Source organism: Bradyrhizobium iriomotense (genome assembly GCF_018130765.1).
Lineage (GTDB): Bacteria > Pseudomonadota > Alphaproteobacteria > Rhizobiales > Xanthobacteraceae > Bradyrhizobium > Bradyrhizobium iriomotense_A.
Genome location: NZ_JAFCJZ010000017.1, coordinates 77712 through 95287 on the forward strand (window position 1 = coordinate 77712; position 17576 = coordinate 95287).

The following is a 17576-nucleotide window of genomic DNA, read 5'->3' on the forward strand; positions in this document are numbered from 1 at the left end:
ATGGCCGGAGATCTCCCGCTCGACCCCGTGACCTTCGAGGTTCTGAAAAACTCTTTCATCACCAGCGTCGACCAGATGGGCGAGCAGGTACTGCGGACCTGCTACTCCTTCGTGATCTACAATCGCGACTTCTCCAGCGCCCTGCACGATGCCAAGGGTGAATGCGCGGCGCAGGGCAATCAGGACATCGCCGTCCATGTCGGAACGCTGCACTTCACCTGCCAGGACGTCATGCGCCACTTCGAAGGCGACATGCACGAAGGCGACGTGTTTGCAATCAACGACCCCTATGCCGGCGGCACCCACTTCTCCGACGTACGCTTGATCCGCCCGATCTTCGCTGATGGCAAGATCATCGCCTTCAGCCAGTCCAACGGTCACTGGTCGGACATGGGCGGCAGCGTACCCGGCTCGTTCGACGTCGCGGCGCGCGACATGTTCCGCGAAGGCCTGCGCATCACGCCGGTCCGACTGTTTGACAAGGGGCGCTTCTGCAAGGACGTGGCGCATTTGATCGCGTCCAACACCCGCGATCCCGCCTCCATCATCGGTGACATCCAGGCGCAGGCCGAGGCGACCGCCGTCTGCGGACGCGAGATCCTGCGCCTCGTCAACAAATATGGCCGCGACACGGTCGAGGCGGGTCTGGCCGCGGTCCAGGACTATGTCGAGCGCTCCGCGCGCCAGCGCATCGCCGCGTTGCCCGACGGTGAATGGGAGACGGTCGACTTCATCGATCGCGATCCGGCCGGCGGCGAAGGCATGATCCCGATCCGCATCAAGATGACGATCAAGGGCGATAAGGCGATCTACGACTTCACCGGGAGCCATCCGACCATCGGCTCCATCTACAACTCCGCGTTCGGTGCGACATTTTCGGCCGTCGCGGCCGGCATGAAGACCTTCTTCCCGGACCTACCGCTTAACTCCGGTTTCTATCGCTGCTTCGAGATCATCGCTCCTGAAGGTTCGATCGTCGATGCGAAGTGGCCGATCGCGGTCACCGGCTTCCTGATGCCGTTCGAGAAGATCATGAATTCGATCTACGAGATGTGGTCGAAGCTGATGCCCGAGCGCGCACTCGCCTGCGCCTTCAATCTCGAATATCTGCTCACCGGCGGGTTCGACGGCCGTAGCGCCGACAAACCGATCTTCATGTTCTACGACTGGCTCCCGGGCGGCTGGGGCGGTCGCAACGGCAAGGACGGCAGCAACGTCACCACCGCCTGCTTCGGCACCGGACTGATGTCGCAGCCCGTCGAAGGGCAGGAGCGCGCCAATCCGATCCTGACCACGAAGTGCGAGATCCTGAAGGACTCACCCGGCCCCGGCAAATGGCGCGGCGGCGCCGGTGTGATGAAGACCTCGCGCATGCTGCAGGCCGAAAAGACCGTGATCTCCTACATCTGCGATCGCGAACGCGCCGTGGTGTGGGGCATCGAGGGCGGTCTGCCTTCCATGCCGCACGGGCTGACGCTGAAGCGCAAAGGCAGTGCGAGCGAAGAACGCCTCGGCTCGATCTTCTCCGACGTGCCGATCGGCGAAGGCGACATTTTCTCCCGGCCGACCGCAGGTGGCGGCGGCTTCGGTGACCCGCTCGAGCGCGATCCCCGCCTCGTGATCGAGGACATCAAGGACGACTACGTCTCGGTCGAACGTGCCGCAAAGGACTATGGCGTGGTCGTGCAGATTGTCGATGCCGAGCTCTGCGAATACGAGGTGGACAAGGCCGCCACCGACGCCCTCCGCACCAAGATCAGGGCGGAGCGGATCGCCAAGGCCAGGCTCGATCCCGAAGTCGTTGCGCAGCGCTATCGCGGTGGCGAGATCGATGCGCTCGATGCCGTCCGCCAGCACGCCGTGATCCTCGACTGGGGCAGCGGTGTCCTCCTTCCTGAATCTACGCGCCAGTTCCGCGAGGTCTTCGAGCGGCGCTCGGTCGCGAAGTGGACAACGGGCTGATCGCCATCGGCAACCGCTCCGCCCCGGGGGGCGCGGCGCTTGCGTGCAACAGAGGAACCGAAGCCGTCGGCCCTCACCTTTCACTCGAACCATGAGGATAGAGCTATGACCCGTACGACGTGCCTTTCCATCGAGCGGCTCCGGCCGATCTGCTCCACCCTCGGCATCGCCGCAGGCCTCGCCTTCGCCGCGACGACGCCCGCTGCCGCCGAGACGCCCTGGTTTCCCATGAAAGTGTATGACGCTTCCTCCGGCACGCCGAAGCCGGCCGAGTACGCGGCTTTGACCAAGGCCGAGAAGCCCTACAAGCTCTGCGTCCTGTTTCCGCATATGAAGGATAGTTTCTGGGTCGCGGTTGCCTATGGCATCGTCAAGCAGGCCGAGGCGATGAACGTCAACATGACGCTCTATGAAGCCGGTGGCTATGAGAACCTCCCCAAGCAGCTCTCGCAGTTCGATGACTGCATGGCGAGCAGCCCCGACGCGATCATCGTCGGTGCCATCTCCGGCGCTGGTCTCAGCAAGAAGTTCGAGGAGGCGAAGGCCAAAGGTGTGCCCGTGGTCGGCGTTGCCAACCCGCTGCCGCCGAATGCCCTGCCCGCCGCCATCTATGTCGACTTCGTCGCCATGGGGGAGGTCACCGGCGACGGTCTGCTGGCGCAGGCCAAGCCCGGCGACAAGCTCAACATCGTGACCTTCCCTGGGCCCGCCGGCTCGGGCTGGGCGGAGTCCTTCAACGAAGGCTTCAAGAAAGCGGTGGCGAAGAATCCCAACGCCAAGGTCCTGGCCGAGAAGTTCGGCGACTCCGGCGTCGCGGTCCAGTTGCAGTTGATTCAGGACGCGCTTCAGGCCTACCCGAGCATGAACGTGATCTGGGGCACCGCCCCGACCGCGGAAGCCGCCATCGGTGCGGTCGCCGAAGCCGGCCGCAGCGACATGAAGATCATGTCCTCCTACGAGAACCAGGCGATGCTCGACGCGCTGAACCGCGGCGACGTCCTTGCCTTTGCGACCCAGTACCCGGTCGGCGAAGGCGCCGTCTCGGTCGACCAGGCCGTGCGCCTGATCGAGAAGAAGCCGGTGATGAGCCTCGCCCAGCCACTGGCGTCGGCCGTCGACAAGACCACCGTTCCGAAACTGCAGATGGACCTCGTACTGGCACCGGGTAGCTGGAAGCCGGTCTATTCGGTCAAGGCCAAGTAACCAGCAAATCATCGAGGCGGGAGACCTGCGCTCCCGCCTCCTCAACCAATACCTCCCGGAGACCAGATGGACGTCGTCACCGACCTCAAGCCGGCCGAACCTTTGCTCGCCTTGCGCGGCATCTCGAAGCGATTCACCGGGGTCCGTGCACTCGACCGGGTCGACCTCGATGTCCATGCCGGCGAGTTGCATGTGCTGTTCGGCGAGAACGGTGCCGGCAAATCGACACTGATCAACGTGGTGTCGGGGACGTTCCCGCCCGACGAAGGCACATTCCAATTCGGCGGTGAGGACATCCGCCATCTTACGCCGCAGCGGGCGCGTGCGATCGGCATCAGTCCGGTATTCCAGGAATTCTCGCTGGTCCCAAGCCTCACGGTGGAAGAGAACCTGTTCCTCGGCCGCGAGATCACGCGCGGCGGCGTATTGCATGCCCGCGAGATGCGCAAGCGTGCAACCGCGTTGATCGATGAACTCGGCTTCGATCTCGATCCCTCGCAGCGGGTCGACGACCTCTCGCGTGCGCATCAGCAGATGGCCGAGATCGCCAAGGCCCTACTCGGCCGCGTGCGCCTCCTGATCCTCGACGAGCCGACGGCGTCGCTGACCGAGCGCGAGACCGGCCGGCTGTTCGAGCTGATTGCCCGCCTGAAGAGCCAGAATATCGGGCTGATCTACGTCTCGCATCGCATGCGCGAGATCCGCGCACTCGCCGACCGCGTGACCGTGCTGCGCGATGGCCGCCACATCCGTACCCTCGATGCCGCGACTTCAACCGACAGCGAGCTGGTCGAGCTGATGACCGGCCGCAAGATCGACCTGCTGTTTCCAACCATCACGCACAAGCCGGACAAGGTCATGGTCGACGTCGAGAACCTGACACTGGCCGACGGAAGCGTGGGCGACGTGAACTTCCACGCCCGCGCGGGTGAGATCACCGGCGTCGCCGGCCTCGTTGGCTGCGGCAAGTCAGAGCTGATCCGCGCTATCTACGGAATCGAACCGATCGTCTCCGGCACGGTCCGGATCGATGGCTTGCCTTACGAATTCCCCGCGCCACGGCGAAGCCTGAAGCATGGGATCGCCTACTTCCCTGCCAACCGGATCGCCGAAGGGCTCGCGCTGTCGCGCCCGATCCGCGAGAACGCATCGATGACCGTGCTCGACCTGCCCGCCTTCGCCCGCTTCGGCGTGCTGCGGCAGGCGGTGGAACGCACCGCGATCCAGGGCGTCATGGAGCAGTTGCAGCTCAGGCCGCCGAACATCGAGCGGACTGCTGGCGCCCTGTCCGGCGGCAACCGTCAGAAGGTGATGCTCGGCCGCGCGCTGACGCGCGAACTGACCGTGTTCCTGTTCGATGAGCCGAGCGTCGGCATCGACGTCGGCGCCAAGCTCGAGGTTTACGAATTCATGAAGCGCCTGGTCGAGGCCGGCGCTGCCGTGATCGTGGTGTCGTCGGAGCTGCCGGAGGTGCTGGCGCTATCGAACCGGCTCTACGTCATGCACCATGGGCAAATCGCTGCAGAGCTGACGGGCGCGGAGAAGACCGAGCAGAACGTGCTGGCGAGCTTCTTTAGAGAGCATCTTGTCACGGAGGTCGCATGAGCACGGTTGTGACCGCCGGGATGCCTCGACGATCGACGCATCTCGGCCGATCGATCGTCGGGCGGATCGGATTCCTTCCGGCATTGCTGGTCGCCCTCATCGTTGGCATGTCGGCAATCGATCCCCAGTTCTACGGCCTTATCAATATCCTCAACATCCTGCGTAACGCTTCACTGCTGGCGATCGTCGCCTGCGGCCAGGCGCTGGTGATCGTCGCAGGCGGCTTTGACCTTTCGGTCGGCGCGGTCGTCGCGCTGGCAAGCGTGGTGACCGCCAAGACCATGGCGGCGACCGCCGCCGCATTCCCCGGCAACACCGCGCTGGTCATCGCAAGCGGGGTCGCCGCAGGGATCGGCTGCGGGCTGGTGGTTGGGCTCGTCAACGGCTTCTGCGTCGCGAAGCTGAAGGTCTCCGGCTTCGTGGTCACGCTCGGCACGATGTCGGCGACCGCCGGTGTCGGTCTCATGATCACGAGCGGCATCCCGGTTTATGGCATGCCCGACAGCTTCGTGAAGGGATTTGGCCGCGCGCAGCTGTTCGGCCTGCCGACCGCCGTCTATGCTGCGCTTGCCGTCATTGCCGTGATGATGTTCGTGCAGCGGCGCACGCTGTTCGGCCGCTATGTCTATGCGATCGGCGGCAATGTCGATGCCGCCGTCGTCTCAGGCGTGTCGATCCAGCGCCACATCGTCGGCACCTACGCCGTGTCAAGCGTGCTGGCAGCCCTCACCGGTATTCTGCTCACCGCACAGGTTGGCTCCGGCCAGGCCAGCTTTGGCGGCGACCGCATGATGCTGCAGTCGATCGCTGCGGCCGTGATCGGCGGGGTCTCCTTGCGCGGCGGTGTCGGCCGCGTCGAGATTGTGGCCATCAGCGCGCTGTTCCTGACCATTCTCGGCAATGCGCTCAACCTGCTGCATGTCGACTCCCGTCTGCAACCGGTCTTCCTCGGCATCATCATGGTGGCGGCCGTGGCGCTGGATGAACTGAGCCGACGGAGCAAGGCCCGTGTCTGACCTAGAATTGTCCATGACAACCGAGCAGACCAACCGCAACAATTCGTTTTCGAGCGAATGGCTGTGGCGCGCGGTGCTGCCGATCGCGCTGGTTGCGCTGCTGCTCGGCTTTGCCGCCGTCGATCGCAGCGTGCTCTCCCCGGCCAATCTGCTCAATATCGCGCAACAGACCAGCTATCTGGCGCTGTTTGCCATGGCGCAGACCGTGGTGATCCTCACCCGCGGCTTCGACCTCGCACTTGGGCCGGCCGTTTCGATGGTCAGTGTCGGCACCGCGCTGGCGATGGCCGGCGCCACGGCAGCCGGCCATGATCCCTCGACTGTGCTGCTCGCCGGGCTCGGCGCCGGCTTCGGCCTCGGCATCGCCTGCGGCCTGTTCAATGGCGTGGTCATCGCGCTGCTTGGCGTCAGCCCCTTCGTTGCGACGCTGGGCAGCTACAACATCGCGATCGGCGTCGCCACCACCCTGTCCGCCGGGCGTCCGGTCCAGGGGGTGCCCAAACTGTTCTCGCAGCTCTTCTACAGCGGCAGTATTTTTGGCATCCCGGCAGCCATTGTCATCACGCTTGCCATTGGCTTGGTGCTGCATCTGATGCTCGGCCGCACGGTGTTCGGTCGCTCGCTCTACATCATCGGGACCAACCCACGCGCCGCGACGGTCGCCGGCCTGCCAGTCAAGCGGATCCTGATCGGCACTTATGTGCTGTGTTCGACGCTCGCCGCGCTCGGCGCGATCATGATGACCGCGCGCACCGGCTCGGGCGAGCCGAACCTCGGTGGCTCGTTGTCATTGCAGGCTATCGCCGGCGCCGTGGTTGGCGGAACGAGCCTGGCAGGCGGACGCGGCGGGGTCGGCACTGCCGTGCTCGGCGCCCTGTTCGTCACGATCCTGTCCAACGGCATGAATCTCACTCGCATCGACGGTTACATCCAGATGGTCGTGCTCGGCGCCATCGTCATCATCGGTGTGCTGCTCGATCGCCTGCGACTGGAGCGACGCCGATGACAGCTGGTACCCTCGCGCAAGGCGAAGCGACTGGAACATTCTATATCGCATCGTCGTTGGCCGCGGCCCTCGATGCGCTGAACGACTACGGCCCGGAAGGCGCGGCCTTTGCCGGCGGCACCTGGATCATGCGCGCGCCGATCCGGCATCAACCGCTCAAGACCCGCCATGTTGCGATCGGGAAAATTCCCGAGCTGACCGAGATCCGGATCGGCACCGATGCGATCGAAATCGGCGCGGCAGTCACGCACGCCGCGCTGGCCTCGGCTTTGGCCGATCTGCCCGACTTCGCGGTCCTCACGGCCGCCGCGGGCCGCTCTGCGAACCCGGCGATCCGCTCGCTGGCGACGATCGGCGGTAATCTCGCGACATCGGACTTTTCCGCGGCAGATTGCGTGCCCGCCCTGCTCTGCCTCGATGCCCAAATCGAAGTCTCAAGCCGAAGCGGCCGCGAACGCATGAGCCTCGAGGCATTCCTGACGCAGCGATCGACATTGGCGCCGGGCCGGCTGCTCACCAAGATCGTGGTGCAGCGATCCCGGCACAAGACTGCGCATGCGCGACTGCCATTGCGTAAGGCTGGCGACTATCCGGTCGCCATCGTGAGCCTGTCCTTCGATGTCGACACTGCGAACTACGTACGGGCGGCGCGGATCGCGATCGGTTCGGTCGAGACGGTCGCACGCCGCTGGGATCGGCTCGAAGCGGCTCTACTTGATCGCCCGCTCGCCCCCGCACGAGCCGCGGATGTCGCCGCCGAACTGGCTGGTGAATTCGTCGGCCGCGAGAGCGTCGAGGTTCCCCCCTGGTATCGCGTCAGTGTGCTGCCCCGCCTCGTCCGGCGAGCGACTGCCGCGGCGCTTGGCGCCTGAACGAGATTACGGAGGTGAACATGGCCCTGAGCCTGACCGTGAATGGCGACCGCCGCGCTTCAGCCGCCGATCCCGTGACCCCACTGGTCGACATCCTGCGCGAGGAATTCCATCTCACCGGCACCAAGCCGGTGTGCCGCGAAGGCTTTTGCGGTGCCTGCATGGTGCTGGTCGACGACAGGCCGACCCCATCATGCCTGATGCCGGCAGCGCTCGCCGAGGGTTCTGATATCCGAACAGTCGAGGGTCTTGGCACTGGCGATGCGCTGACCGCAATCCAGGTCGCGCTCGAAACCTGCGACGCGGTCCAATGCGGCATGTGCTTCCCGGGCATGGTGGTGACCCTGACACATCTTCTGGCGACCTCCCCCGAAGCAACGCGCGACGACATCCGCGCTGCGCTGAGCGGCAACATCTGCCGTTGCACCGGATATGAGCGCATCGTCGACGCCACGCTGTCTGCACTTGCCGTGAAATGACCGAGGGCTGCCCATGTCCGAAATCTCTGCCACCATGGATTTCCGCCGTCGCGATGCGCGCGACAAGCTGCGCGGCCGCACGCGCTACACCATGGATCGCTACCTGCCCGGCATGCTGCACGCGGCTGTGCTGCGCGCCAACGTGGCCTCGGGGCGCATCGTCCGCCTCGACACGTCGCGCGCCGCACGCATGCGCGGCGTGCGCGCGATCGTCACCGCGGCGGATGCCCCCGGCAAGATCGGGATCGGTATCGCCGACCACCCGCTATTTGCCCGCGACGTGATCCGCTATGACGGCGAGCCGTTGGCGGCGATCGCAGCCGACACGCTTGCGCAAGCGCAGGCCGCGCTTGCGACGATCGATGTCGAGATCGCGCCACTTCCGGCCGTGCTCACCATGGCGGAATCCCTCGCACCGGCTGCACCGCTGGTTCATCCCGACTGGCGCGACTACGAGGTGCTGTTCGAAGGCGGCGCGCGTTCGGGCAACGTCGCCTGGGAGGCAACGGTGGTCCGCGGCGACGTCGACGCCGCCTTCGCAAGATCCGACGTCGAGATCGTCGAGAGCAGTTTTCGCGTTGGCCGCCAGAACCATGTGGCATTCGAGCCACGCGCTGTCGTCGCGAGCTATGAGGACGGGCGATTCCATATCGAGACCTCGACACAGGTTCCCTGGACGATCCGCAATGCGACCGCGCGGATCCTCGGCGTTCCCCCCTCGCAGGTACGGGTCACAGTGCCGCCGGTGGGCGGAGCCTTCGGCCTCAAATTCGATCTCGCCATCGAGCCATTCGCGGCCCTGCTCGCGCGCGCCAGCGGACAACCGGTGCGGCTGGTCAATTCGCGCGAAGAGGAGATGCTGACCTGCCTGTTCCGCGAGAACGCCGAGATTCGCATTCGCTCGGCAGTGACGCGCGATGGCGAGATCGTCGGACGCGAGGCGGTTGTCCTGATGGATTGCGGCGCCTATGGCGGCGAGCAGATCTTCCTGACCACCATGACCGCCCATACGCTTGGCGGAAACTACCGGCTCGGGTCGACGCGCCTAGTCTCGCGCGCGGTCTACACCAACACCGCACCGAACGGTGCCTTCCGCTGCTGCAATGGTGTCTATTGCACTTTCGCGCTGGAGCGACACACCGACGAGATCGCGGCGCGGATCGGCATGGATCCCCTCGCCTTCCGCCGCCGCAACGTGCTCGGCGACGGCGATCTCGGCGCCACCGGTCAGGTGTTCGAGGGCAATGTGCTCGCCCCGATGCTCGATCGGATGGATACGCTGCGCGAAGCGGCCGCACCCTCCCGCACGCTGGCCGACGGCCGATTGTTCGGACGCGCCACCACGGTCGGCACATGGTTCGTGTTCGTCGGCCCCTCGGCCGCGACCGTCAACATGAATGCCGATGGAACAGTCACGCTCGTGACATCGGGTGTCGAGATCGGTTCTGGCTCGATGATGCAGAGCCTTCCCCAGATCGTCGCCGGCACGCTCGGTCTCAAACCCGACGACGTCGTGGTGCGCGCGGCCGATACCGACGCGGCCGGCTACGACGTCGGTGTCGGCGGCGGTCGCACCACAGTGTCGCTCGGCGCGGCAAGCCTTTCGGCAGCGCAGGAGGTGCGAACCAAGCTGCTGAAGGTCGCCTCGGAGATGATCGAAGCGGCGCCCGAGGACCTGGTGATGCGCCAGGGGCGGATCGAGATCGCCGGCGCGCCCGGCTCTGGTCGTACAATCGCTGACGTCGCAACCCGCGCACAGGCTCAACTCGGTCCGGTTTCCGGCACTGGCGCCTTCACGGGCGCGGGCGTGCCGGCGATGCCGGGTTGTGTCGCCGGACACTTCATCGACGCGATCGATATCCCGGTGTTCGCTGTCCATGACTGCGATGTCGCGGTCGATCCCGAGACGGGACATGTCGAGGTACTGAACTATCGCGTCGTGCAGGATGTCGGCCGCGCGTTGAATCCGCGCGCGATCCATGGCCAGATCCAGGGCGGCGTCGTGCAAGGCCTGGGCTATGCCCTGCACGAAGAGGTGACGATCGACACACATGGCCGAGTCCGCCAGAACGGCTTCGAGACCTACCGCTTGCCGCTGGCGCTCGACGTCGTTCCGGTCGAGATCAGCCTGTACGAAGGCGCGCCGTCGGTCGGGCCGCTCGGCACCAAAGGTGCCGGAGAGGTGCCGATCCTGAACGTCGGCGCGACCATCGCCTGCGCGGTGGCGAACGCGACCGGAAAGCGTGTCCAGGAACTGCCGCTGACGCCGCCGCGGGTGCTCGAACTGCTGCTCGACCGCAAGGGTGAGCTCAGCCTCTCCCACATCGCCGAGGCCTGGGTCGACAATCTGGTGCGACCGCACGGCACGGCTGCCCAGAATCGAAAGTGACGCATTTTGACCATTGAAACCAGCGTGTCCGCCGCGTCGTTCGATCCAGTCACCCACGAGATCATCCAAGGCAAGCTGCTCTCCGTCGTCGATGAAATGGCGATCGTGATGACGAAGACCAGCATGAGCCCGGTGATCTACGAGGTGCTGGATTTCGCATGCGGCATCTGCAATGCGCGCGGAGAGCTCATCGCGCAGACCAACGGGATTACGCTGTTTACCGGAACGTTCGGCGCGCAGATCCGCAGCGTCATCGACCGGTTCGGTGGGTCGATTTTTCCCGGAGATGTGATCGTCACCAACGACCCTTTTGGCGGCGGCACCCATGCCTGTGATTTCGCGATCGTGCGTCCGGTGTTCGCCGAAGGCCGACTGATCGCGTTTGCCATCAATGTCGCGCATTGGCTGGACGTCGGCGGCGTGATTCCTGGAAGCCTGCCGCCCAATGCGACCTCGATCTTTCAGGAAGGGCTGCGGCTGCCCTGCGTGAAGATCGCCGAAAGAGATCAATTGGTCGAGAGCATCGTCGAAATCATCCGCGAGAACGTCCGGCTTCCCGATATGGCCATCGGCGACCTCCATGCCCAGCTCGCCACCGTCCGAATCGCCGATCAGAGGCTGCAGGAGGTGGTCGGCCGATACGGTGCTGACACACTGCTCGCTTCGTTCGATCAGCTGCTGCGAGATTCCGAGAATAGGGCCAGGGAACTCATCCGATCGCTGCCGAATGGCGAGTACATCGCCACCGACGTGATCGACGGCGATGGCGTCAGTCCGCTTCCCATCGAGGTCAGGGTTGCGGTTCGTATCGCAGGTGACAGCATGGAGGTCGACTTCACGGGCTGCCCCTCGGCGTGCGCCGGTCCGATCAATTGTGCCCGCGGCGCACTGCACTCCGCAGTGAAGACCGTCTTCAAAGCCCTGGTCGCACCCTACGAGCCCTCGAACGAGGGCTGGTTTCGCCCGCTGTCGATCTTGGCCCCGCAAGGCACGCTGTTTACCGCCGAGCGGCCGTCTCCCACCGGCTGGTATTATGAAGGGTCGGTGCACGCCTCCGAGTTGGTCTGGAAGGCGCTGGCGCCGATCCTGCCCGAACGATTTTCCGCCGGCTCCTACACCAGTCTCTGCGTCACCTACATCGCCGGACATGATGAAGCCGGCGACTTGTTCGTCCATATCGAACCCGAGCACGGAGGTTGGGGCGCTTGCCACGACAGCGACGGCGCCAATGCGCTGATCGCGCTGACCGACGGCGATACTTACAACTACTCCATCGAACTGATCGAAGCCAAGTTTCCGCTGCTGGTCGAACGCTACGGCTTCAATGTCGAAGGCGGTGTCGGTGCCGGCCGTTTTCGTGGCGGATACGGTCTGGTGAGAGAGTATCGGATCCTGGCCGAGCGCGCCGAGGTCTATTGCGGCTTTGGGCGGACCGTCACGCCGCCATGGCCGATGGACGGCGGCGAGTACGGATCGGTCAACTATCTTGAAATCGTAAAGGCCGACGGAAACATCCTGAAGCTCGGCCGATCGCCGACCAGGCCGGTTGGCCAGGGCGACCGTGTCAAGATCGTGACGGGCGGCGGCGGTGGTTGGGGAGCGCCATCGGACCGGGCCTCCGCAATGGTGACAGCCGATATCGAGAGCGGACTGATCGCCCGGGAAGATGCGCAGCGCATTTACGGAAGACAGCAATGACACTTGGCCAGGGGTCCACTGCATGATTCGCCTCGCTACGGATGTGGGCGGCACTTTTACCGACCTGATCGCTTATGACGACACCAGTGGCTCAGTCGTCTTCTCGAAGAGCCTGACAACCGTCGATGACCAATCCGTCGGGGTACTCGACACCATCACCATGGCCGAGCGATCCGGATTGAGCGTTGACCGCATCGACTTCTTCGTTCATGGCGGCACCACCGTTATCAACGCCATAACCGAGCGCAAAGGTGTCAAGACCGCGCTGGTTACGACGGCTGGTTTCCGTGACGTGCTCGAAATCGGCAGGGGCAACCGACCCGATCTATATAATTTGCGTACCAGGACTCCGGCGCCCTTCGTACCGCGCCATCTGCGGTTCGAAGTGCGGGAGCGCATGAGCGCGTCAGGCGAGGTCCTGCACACCCTGGACCAGGAGGATGTCGCGCGCTGCGCCCGGCAATGCTGCGAGCAGCAGGTTGCTGCCGTCGCGATCATCTTCCTTCATAGCTACGCCAATCCCGCCCACGAGAAGCAATGCGCGGAACTGCTGCGCAAGGAGCTGCGTGGGATATCGGTTTGTGCCAGTCACGAAATCTCGCGGCAATGGCGGGAATACGAGCGATCCAACACGATCGCGCTCAATGCCTATGTTCAGCCCATCATCAGAAATTACTTCGACAACCTCGATACCGCACTGCAGAGGAAGGGGATAAATTGCCCCACCTATGCGATGCAATCGAACGGCGGCATCGCAAGCTTCGAACAGGTGGTAACAGCTCCGCTCACGTTGGTTGAATCCGGTCCATCGGGCGGTGTGGCCGGCGCGGCGCGTATTGGATCGGAGATCGGCGAAACCGACGTTCTGTACCTGGACGTCGGCGGTACGACCGCGAAATGCTCCCTGATCAAGGCAGGACAGCCCAAGGTCAACGCAGAATATCGCCTCGAGAAGACACGAAGCTCTCCTGGTTACACCATTCAAGTCCCGGTCGTTGATATCGTAGAGGTCGGCGCCGGCGGGGGCTCGATAGCCTGGCTCGACCCGAGCGGCAGGCTGCGGGTCGGCCCCCAAAGTGCGGGATCGAGCCCAGGGCCAGCCTGTTACGGCAGAGGCGGCTCCGCCCCGACGGTGACGGACGCCAAACTCGCCCTTGGAATTCTGGATCCACTCACCTTCGCCGACGGCCGCATGCCGCTCGACGTCGATCGTGCGCGGGCGGCGATCGCCCGTATCTCCCTGCCGATGAAGCTCTCGGTCGAACAGGCCGCGCTTGCGATCGTCAAGGTGGCCGAAGAGTCCATGACCAACGTACTGAAGCTGATCACGATACAGCGGGGACACGATCCGCGCGACCTCGTATTGATCGTATCCGGAGGCGCAGGACCACTGCTGGCTGCCAGCCTCGGGCGAGAACTGAACGTCAAGCGGACCGTGATCCCCACGCATCCCGGTATCTTCTCGGCCTGGGGAATGCTTGCGGCGCGGCCACGCGCCGATATCAGGCGTACAGTGTTGAAGACGGTCAGCGAGCAGGAAATGGATTCGATTGCGCAATTGTTCGCGGAGCTCGAACAGGAGGCCATCGCATATTTCGCTGGAACCGGCACGGCCAGGTTGAAATTCCATCGCTATGCCGAGATGCGATATCACGGCCAGGAGCACAGCGTCTCCGTGGCCATTTCCGGCGGCAGTGCCGAGGAACTGTTATCCGACTTCCATGCCACCCATCGGAAGGCTTTTTCGTTTGCGTTGACGTCCGCAACCGCGGAGATTACGACGCTTCATCTGCAAACCGAGATGCTCAGCGAAGTGATCGGCCTGCCGAACATCCAGGGCGATCCGCAAAACACGCTCGACAGTGCCCTCAAGGCCCAACGCTCCGTTTTCCTGGCAAGGGAGAATGGTTGGGTCGCCTGCAACGTCTACGACCGAAACCTGCTTCCGATCGGATCGTTGATTCCAGGTCCGGCGCTCGTCGAGGAAGCCACGACGACGACGTTCGTGCCGTCCGACCAGGCGTTCACTCGCGATGAGACGGGTCAGCTCATCATCTGGGGTCACACATCGATGACGGACTCGGGAAGAGGAGCGGCCTAACAGGCAAGACTAAGCCTCTTACCAAGGCGATGGCGCACTACCTCCATCACGACGACCAGGCCAAGCAGGACGCACAGATCACGCACATCAAGCCGCGCAAGCAAGCGGCCAGAAAGTGAACATTTGTCGGGATGGATTCCGCCGTCCTGTCGGAATGATCATCAAGCAATCCAATAAGTGCTTGAAATCATTGGAGCGGGTGAAGGGAATCGAACCCTCGTATTCAGCTTGGAAGGCTGCTGCTCTACCATTGAGCTACACCCGCGTTGGCGATCCCCTAACACGGCCGGGCGGCGGTCTCAACTGCCTCTGGACGGTCTTTCCCGCGTCAAGAGCGACCCTTGTTCCCGGCCTTTCGCCCCACCCCTTAACGGCCGGGCGATCCCGCCCTATATTGAAATTTCCCGAAACCAACGAAAGGAGGTGATCCAGTGTCTTATCTCAAGCGCTGTCACCTCGCTGGGATCGCCCGCTAGGCTTTAAATAGGGCCTGGCATCGGGGCGTTCTCAGCCCTGGACCAGCGAGCAAGAAATCGGGCGCGACGGGGCCTCCCCGCCGCGCCTTTTTCGTCTGCCGGCGCGGCTCAGGCAGACGGCTCGCCCGCAAGCACCTCGCGAATCTTCTGCGACAGCTCCGACTTGCGGTATGGCTTCTGAAGCAGCGCCACGCCGGGATCGAGATGCCCTTCATGGACGATGGTGTCGTCGGTATAGCCGGAGGTGTAGAGCACCTTCACCCCCGGCCGGCGGAGCCGGACGGCGTCGGCCAAGTCTCGCCCGTTCATGCCGCCGGGCATGATGATGTCCGTGAACAGGAGATCGAATTTGGCGCCCTGGTCGACCAGCGCGAGCGCGGATGCGCCGTCGCCGGCAGCAAGCGTGCGATAGCCGAGGCTGCCGAGCTGGGCGATGACATAGCCCTGCACCAGCGGATCGTCCTCGACCACGAGGATCATCTCATGCCCGCGCGCTGCGACGGGCGCCTGAACCGACGCCGTCCTGGCCGACGCCTCGCCCTGCGATCGCGGCAGGAACAAGCGCACCACCGTGCCGCGCCCCTCCTCGCTCTCGATGGCGACGGTCCCGCCGGTCTGGCGAGCGAAGCCGTAGACCATGCTGAGCCCAAGGCCGGTGCCGCGGCCGACGCCCTTGGTGGTGAAGAACGGCTCGAACACGCGCTCGCGGATATCGGCCGGAATGCCGTGGCCGGTGTCGCCGACTGCGACCATCACGAAGGCGCCGCGCATGACATCGCCCTCGCCGCCACCTTCCGTGCCGTCGAGCTCCCGGTTCGCAGTCTCGAGCGTGAGCCTGCCCCCGCCCGGCATCGCGTCACGCGCGTTGACGGCGAGATTGACGATCGCGGACGAAAGCTGCGACGGATCCGCCATCGCCGACCAGACGTCGTCCGCGAGCCGCGTCACGATCTCGACATGCTCGCCCAGGATCGGCTTCAGCAGCTTCGCGGTCTCCAGCACGAGGGCATTGACGTCGATCTCGCGTGGCTCCATCGGCTGGCGGCGCGCGAAGGTCAGGAGCTGCGAGGTGATCTCGGCGCCGCGCGCGGCCGCATCGTCGATGAGCTGCGCGATGGCGGCCAGCTGGGGCTTGTCCGCGAGCCCCTCCTGGATGATCTCGATCGTGCCGGTGATGACGGTGAGCACGTTGTTGAAGTCATGCGCGACGCCGCCGGTGAGCTGGCCGATCGCGTCCATCTTTTGGGATTGGCGCAGCCGCTCCTCGGTCTCGTGCTGCGCGGTGAAGTCGGTGGCGGAGCCACGATAGCCCATGAAGCGTCCGTCTGACGCGAACACCGGCTGGCCGTTGACGCTGAAATGGCGCATGCGTCCGCTCGCATCCCGGCCGCGATACTCGAATTTCCGGAACGGCTCGTGACGGTCCAGCGTCGCCGCGTGCGCGCGCCATTTCTCCGGCTCGGCGTCGTGGTCGGAAGCGGCATCGGTGCGGCGCTTGCCGATCAGCGCCTTGTGGTCCATGCCGAAGGCGCCAGCCCGTTCCGATATGTAGGTGAACCGATGATCCGGTCCGGTTTCCCAAAACCAGTCGGACGCGGTCTCGGCATAGTCGCGGAAGCGTTGCTCGCTCGCGCGTGCGTCTTCTTCGGCGCTCCGGCGGATCTTCAAGTCACGCTCGAGATTGGCGTTGGCCTCGCGCAGCTCGCCATAAGCACGCCCGAGATTGGCGCACATGGCGTTGAACGCGACGATCACCTTGTCCAGCTCGTCGGGATCGTAAGGCGGCCGGCGCTCCAGGTGCAAAGGCGGCGGCGGCCGCGCCAGGCTGTATTTGCTGACGAAGTCGGCGATGGCGACCAGATGCCGCGTCACCAGCAGATGGAACATGTAGATGATGAACAGCGAGACGAGAAACGTCTTCGCCGCCTGGCTCGCCAGAATGATCAGAGCACGGTTCAGCAATTGCTGATAGACCTCGCTCAGCGTCGCTTCGACGTGAAGCACGCCGATCGTGCGCACCGCCCCCTGCACAGTGGTGGTCAGCGGATAGTCGCGCGTCACGATCGAACGGGTGTTCGGCTCGCCGACCGCGACACGGATCGGATTGGGACGATCGGCGATCTCGCGCACCTCGGCGGCGCGGATGTCGGGCAGCCGCAGGATACCGTCGAGCAGGAGCCTGAGCTGGTTCTGGTCGAGATTCCACAGGCTCTCGCCAAGGCTGCCGGTGGTGCTGCGGCCGATCTCGCCGAGCCGCGTCTCGATGACGCCGACCTCGCGGTTGTAGTCGAGATAGAGCTGAAGCGCGGTCAGCACCAGCGTGACGATCGAGGAGAACAGCAGCACGGCGGCCAGCAGGCGCGGCCCGACGCCACCGCGTAACCAGTTGAAGATCCGCGACAGCAATGTTCCGATCATCGCCGGCGCGAGTGCAGCGCCGATCCCGCTCAAATCCTGCTTCGCGGCCGCCGGGGCAACGGCGCGGCTGCGCTTGGAATCCTCATCGCCTGAGTTGCCCATGCTCCATGTCCCGGGAATGGCGGCACCTGCTCCGCCGGCCAGTCGCGGCCGCGAGCAATTCGACACTTGAGATTCTCTTCACGCGAGGCGCGTGGTGATCCTGTCGGCCCATGGGCGGCTTGAGGTCGGCGGGGTCATGTGTTGCGCCCAGCAGCAGGATCCTCGCGCAAGCTACCACCTCGCGTGCTAGAATGACATCGGTGAAAGTCCGGAGGCACCTCACGTCGCAGGCGAGCGTTGGTCGTTGCG

The 17576-nt window shown here is 64.5% G+C and carries 11 protein-coding genes and 1 tRNA gene; 10 read left to right on the top strand and 2 right to left on the bottom strand.

Annotated elements, in window-relative coordinates:
* From JQ635_RS26370 to JQ635_RS26415, 10 genes are all read left to right on the top strand, one after another.
* Positions 1-1962: a hydantoinase B/oxoprolinase family protein gene (locus JQ635_RS26370; RefSeq protein ID WP_211412696.1), complete on the top strand. Its 1962-nt coding sequence runs from the start codon at positions 1-3 to the stop codon at positions 1960-1962.
* Between the two features lie 105 nt (positions 1963-2067).
* Positions 2068-3165 carry a TMAO reductase system periplasmic protein TorT gene (gene torT / locus JQ635_RS26375; RefSeq protein ID WP_211412697.1) on the top strand — a complete coding sequence of 366 codons (1098 nt, stop codon included), beginning with the start codon at positions 2068-2070 and terminating at the stop codon, positions 3163-3165.
* 66 nt (positions 3166-3231) lie between these two features.
* Positions 3232-4770, top strand: a complete 1539-nt coding sequence (locus tag JQ635_RS26380; RefSeq protein ID WP_211412698.1) for a sugar ABC transporter ATP-binding protein — start codon at positions 3232-3234, stop codon at positions 4768-4770.
* Positions 4767-5786 carry an ABC transporter permease gene (locus JQ635_RS26385; RefSeq protein ID WP_246583777.1) on the top strand — a complete coding sequence of 340 codons (1020 nt, stop codon included), beginning with the start codon at positions 4767-4769 and terminating at the stop codon, positions 5784-5786. The genes JQ635_RS26380 and JQ635_RS26385 overlap by 4 nt, the downstream gene beginning before the upstream one ends.
* 13 nt (positions 5787-5799) lie before the next feature.
* Complete coding sequence (locus JQ635_RS26390; protein ID WP_246583778.1) at positions 5800-6792, top strand: ABC transporter permease; 993 nt, start codon at positions 5800-5802, stop codon at positions 6790-6792.
* On the top strand, positions 6789-7664 hold the full coding sequence (locus JQ635_RS26395) for an FAD binding domain-containing protein (protein ID WP_211412700.1): 876 nt from the start codon (positions 6789-6791) through the stop codon (positions 7662-7664). Before JQ635_RS26390 ends, JQ635_RS26395 begins: the two co-directional genes overlap by 4 nt.
* Positions 7665-7684: 20 nt before the next feature.
* The gene (locus tag JQ635_RS26400; protein WP_211412701.1) at positions 7685-8143 is read left to right on the top strand and encodes a (2Fe-2S)-binding protein; all 459 of its coding nucleotides are present in this window, start codon (positions 7685-7687) and stop codon (positions 8141-8143) included.
* Between the two features lie 13 nt (positions 8144-8156).
* Positions 8157-10532, top strand: a complete 2376-nt coding sequence (locus tag JQ635_RS26405; RefSeq protein WP_211412702.1) for a xanthine dehydrogenase family protein molybdopterin-binding subunit — start codon at positions 8157-8159, stop codon at positions 10530-10532.
* Between the two features lie 6 nt (positions 10533-10538).
* On the top strand, positions 10539-12230 hold the full coding sequence (locus JQ635_RS26410) for a hydantoinase B/oxoprolinase family protein (protein WP_246583780.1): 1692 nt from the start codon (positions 10539-10541) through the stop codon (positions 12228-12230).
* Positions 12231-12252: 22 nt separating this feature from the next.
* Positions 12253-14331 carry a hydantoinase/oxoprolinase family protein gene (locus JQ635_RS26415; RefSeq protein ID WP_211412703.1) on the top strand — a complete coding sequence of 693 codons (2079 nt, stop codon included), beginning with the start codon at positions 12253-12255 and terminating at the stop codon, positions 14329-14331.
* Positions 14332-14522: 191 nt separating this feature from the next.
* Here JQ635_RS26415 and JQ635_RS26420 read toward each other — a convergent pair.
* Both JQ635_RS26420 and JQ635_RS26425 read right to left on the bottom strand, forming a co-directional pair.
* Positions 14523-14596: transfer RNA gene (locus JQ635_RS26420), tRNA-Gly, on the bottom strand.
* A gap of 319 nt (positions 14597-14915) precedes the next feature.
* Positions 14916-17327, bottom strand: a complete 2412-nt coding sequence (locus tag JQ635_RS26425; protein ID WP_211412704.1) for an ATP-binding protein — start codon at positions 17325-17327, stop codon at positions 14916-14918.
* Positions 17328-17576: the final 249 nt, after the last annotated feature.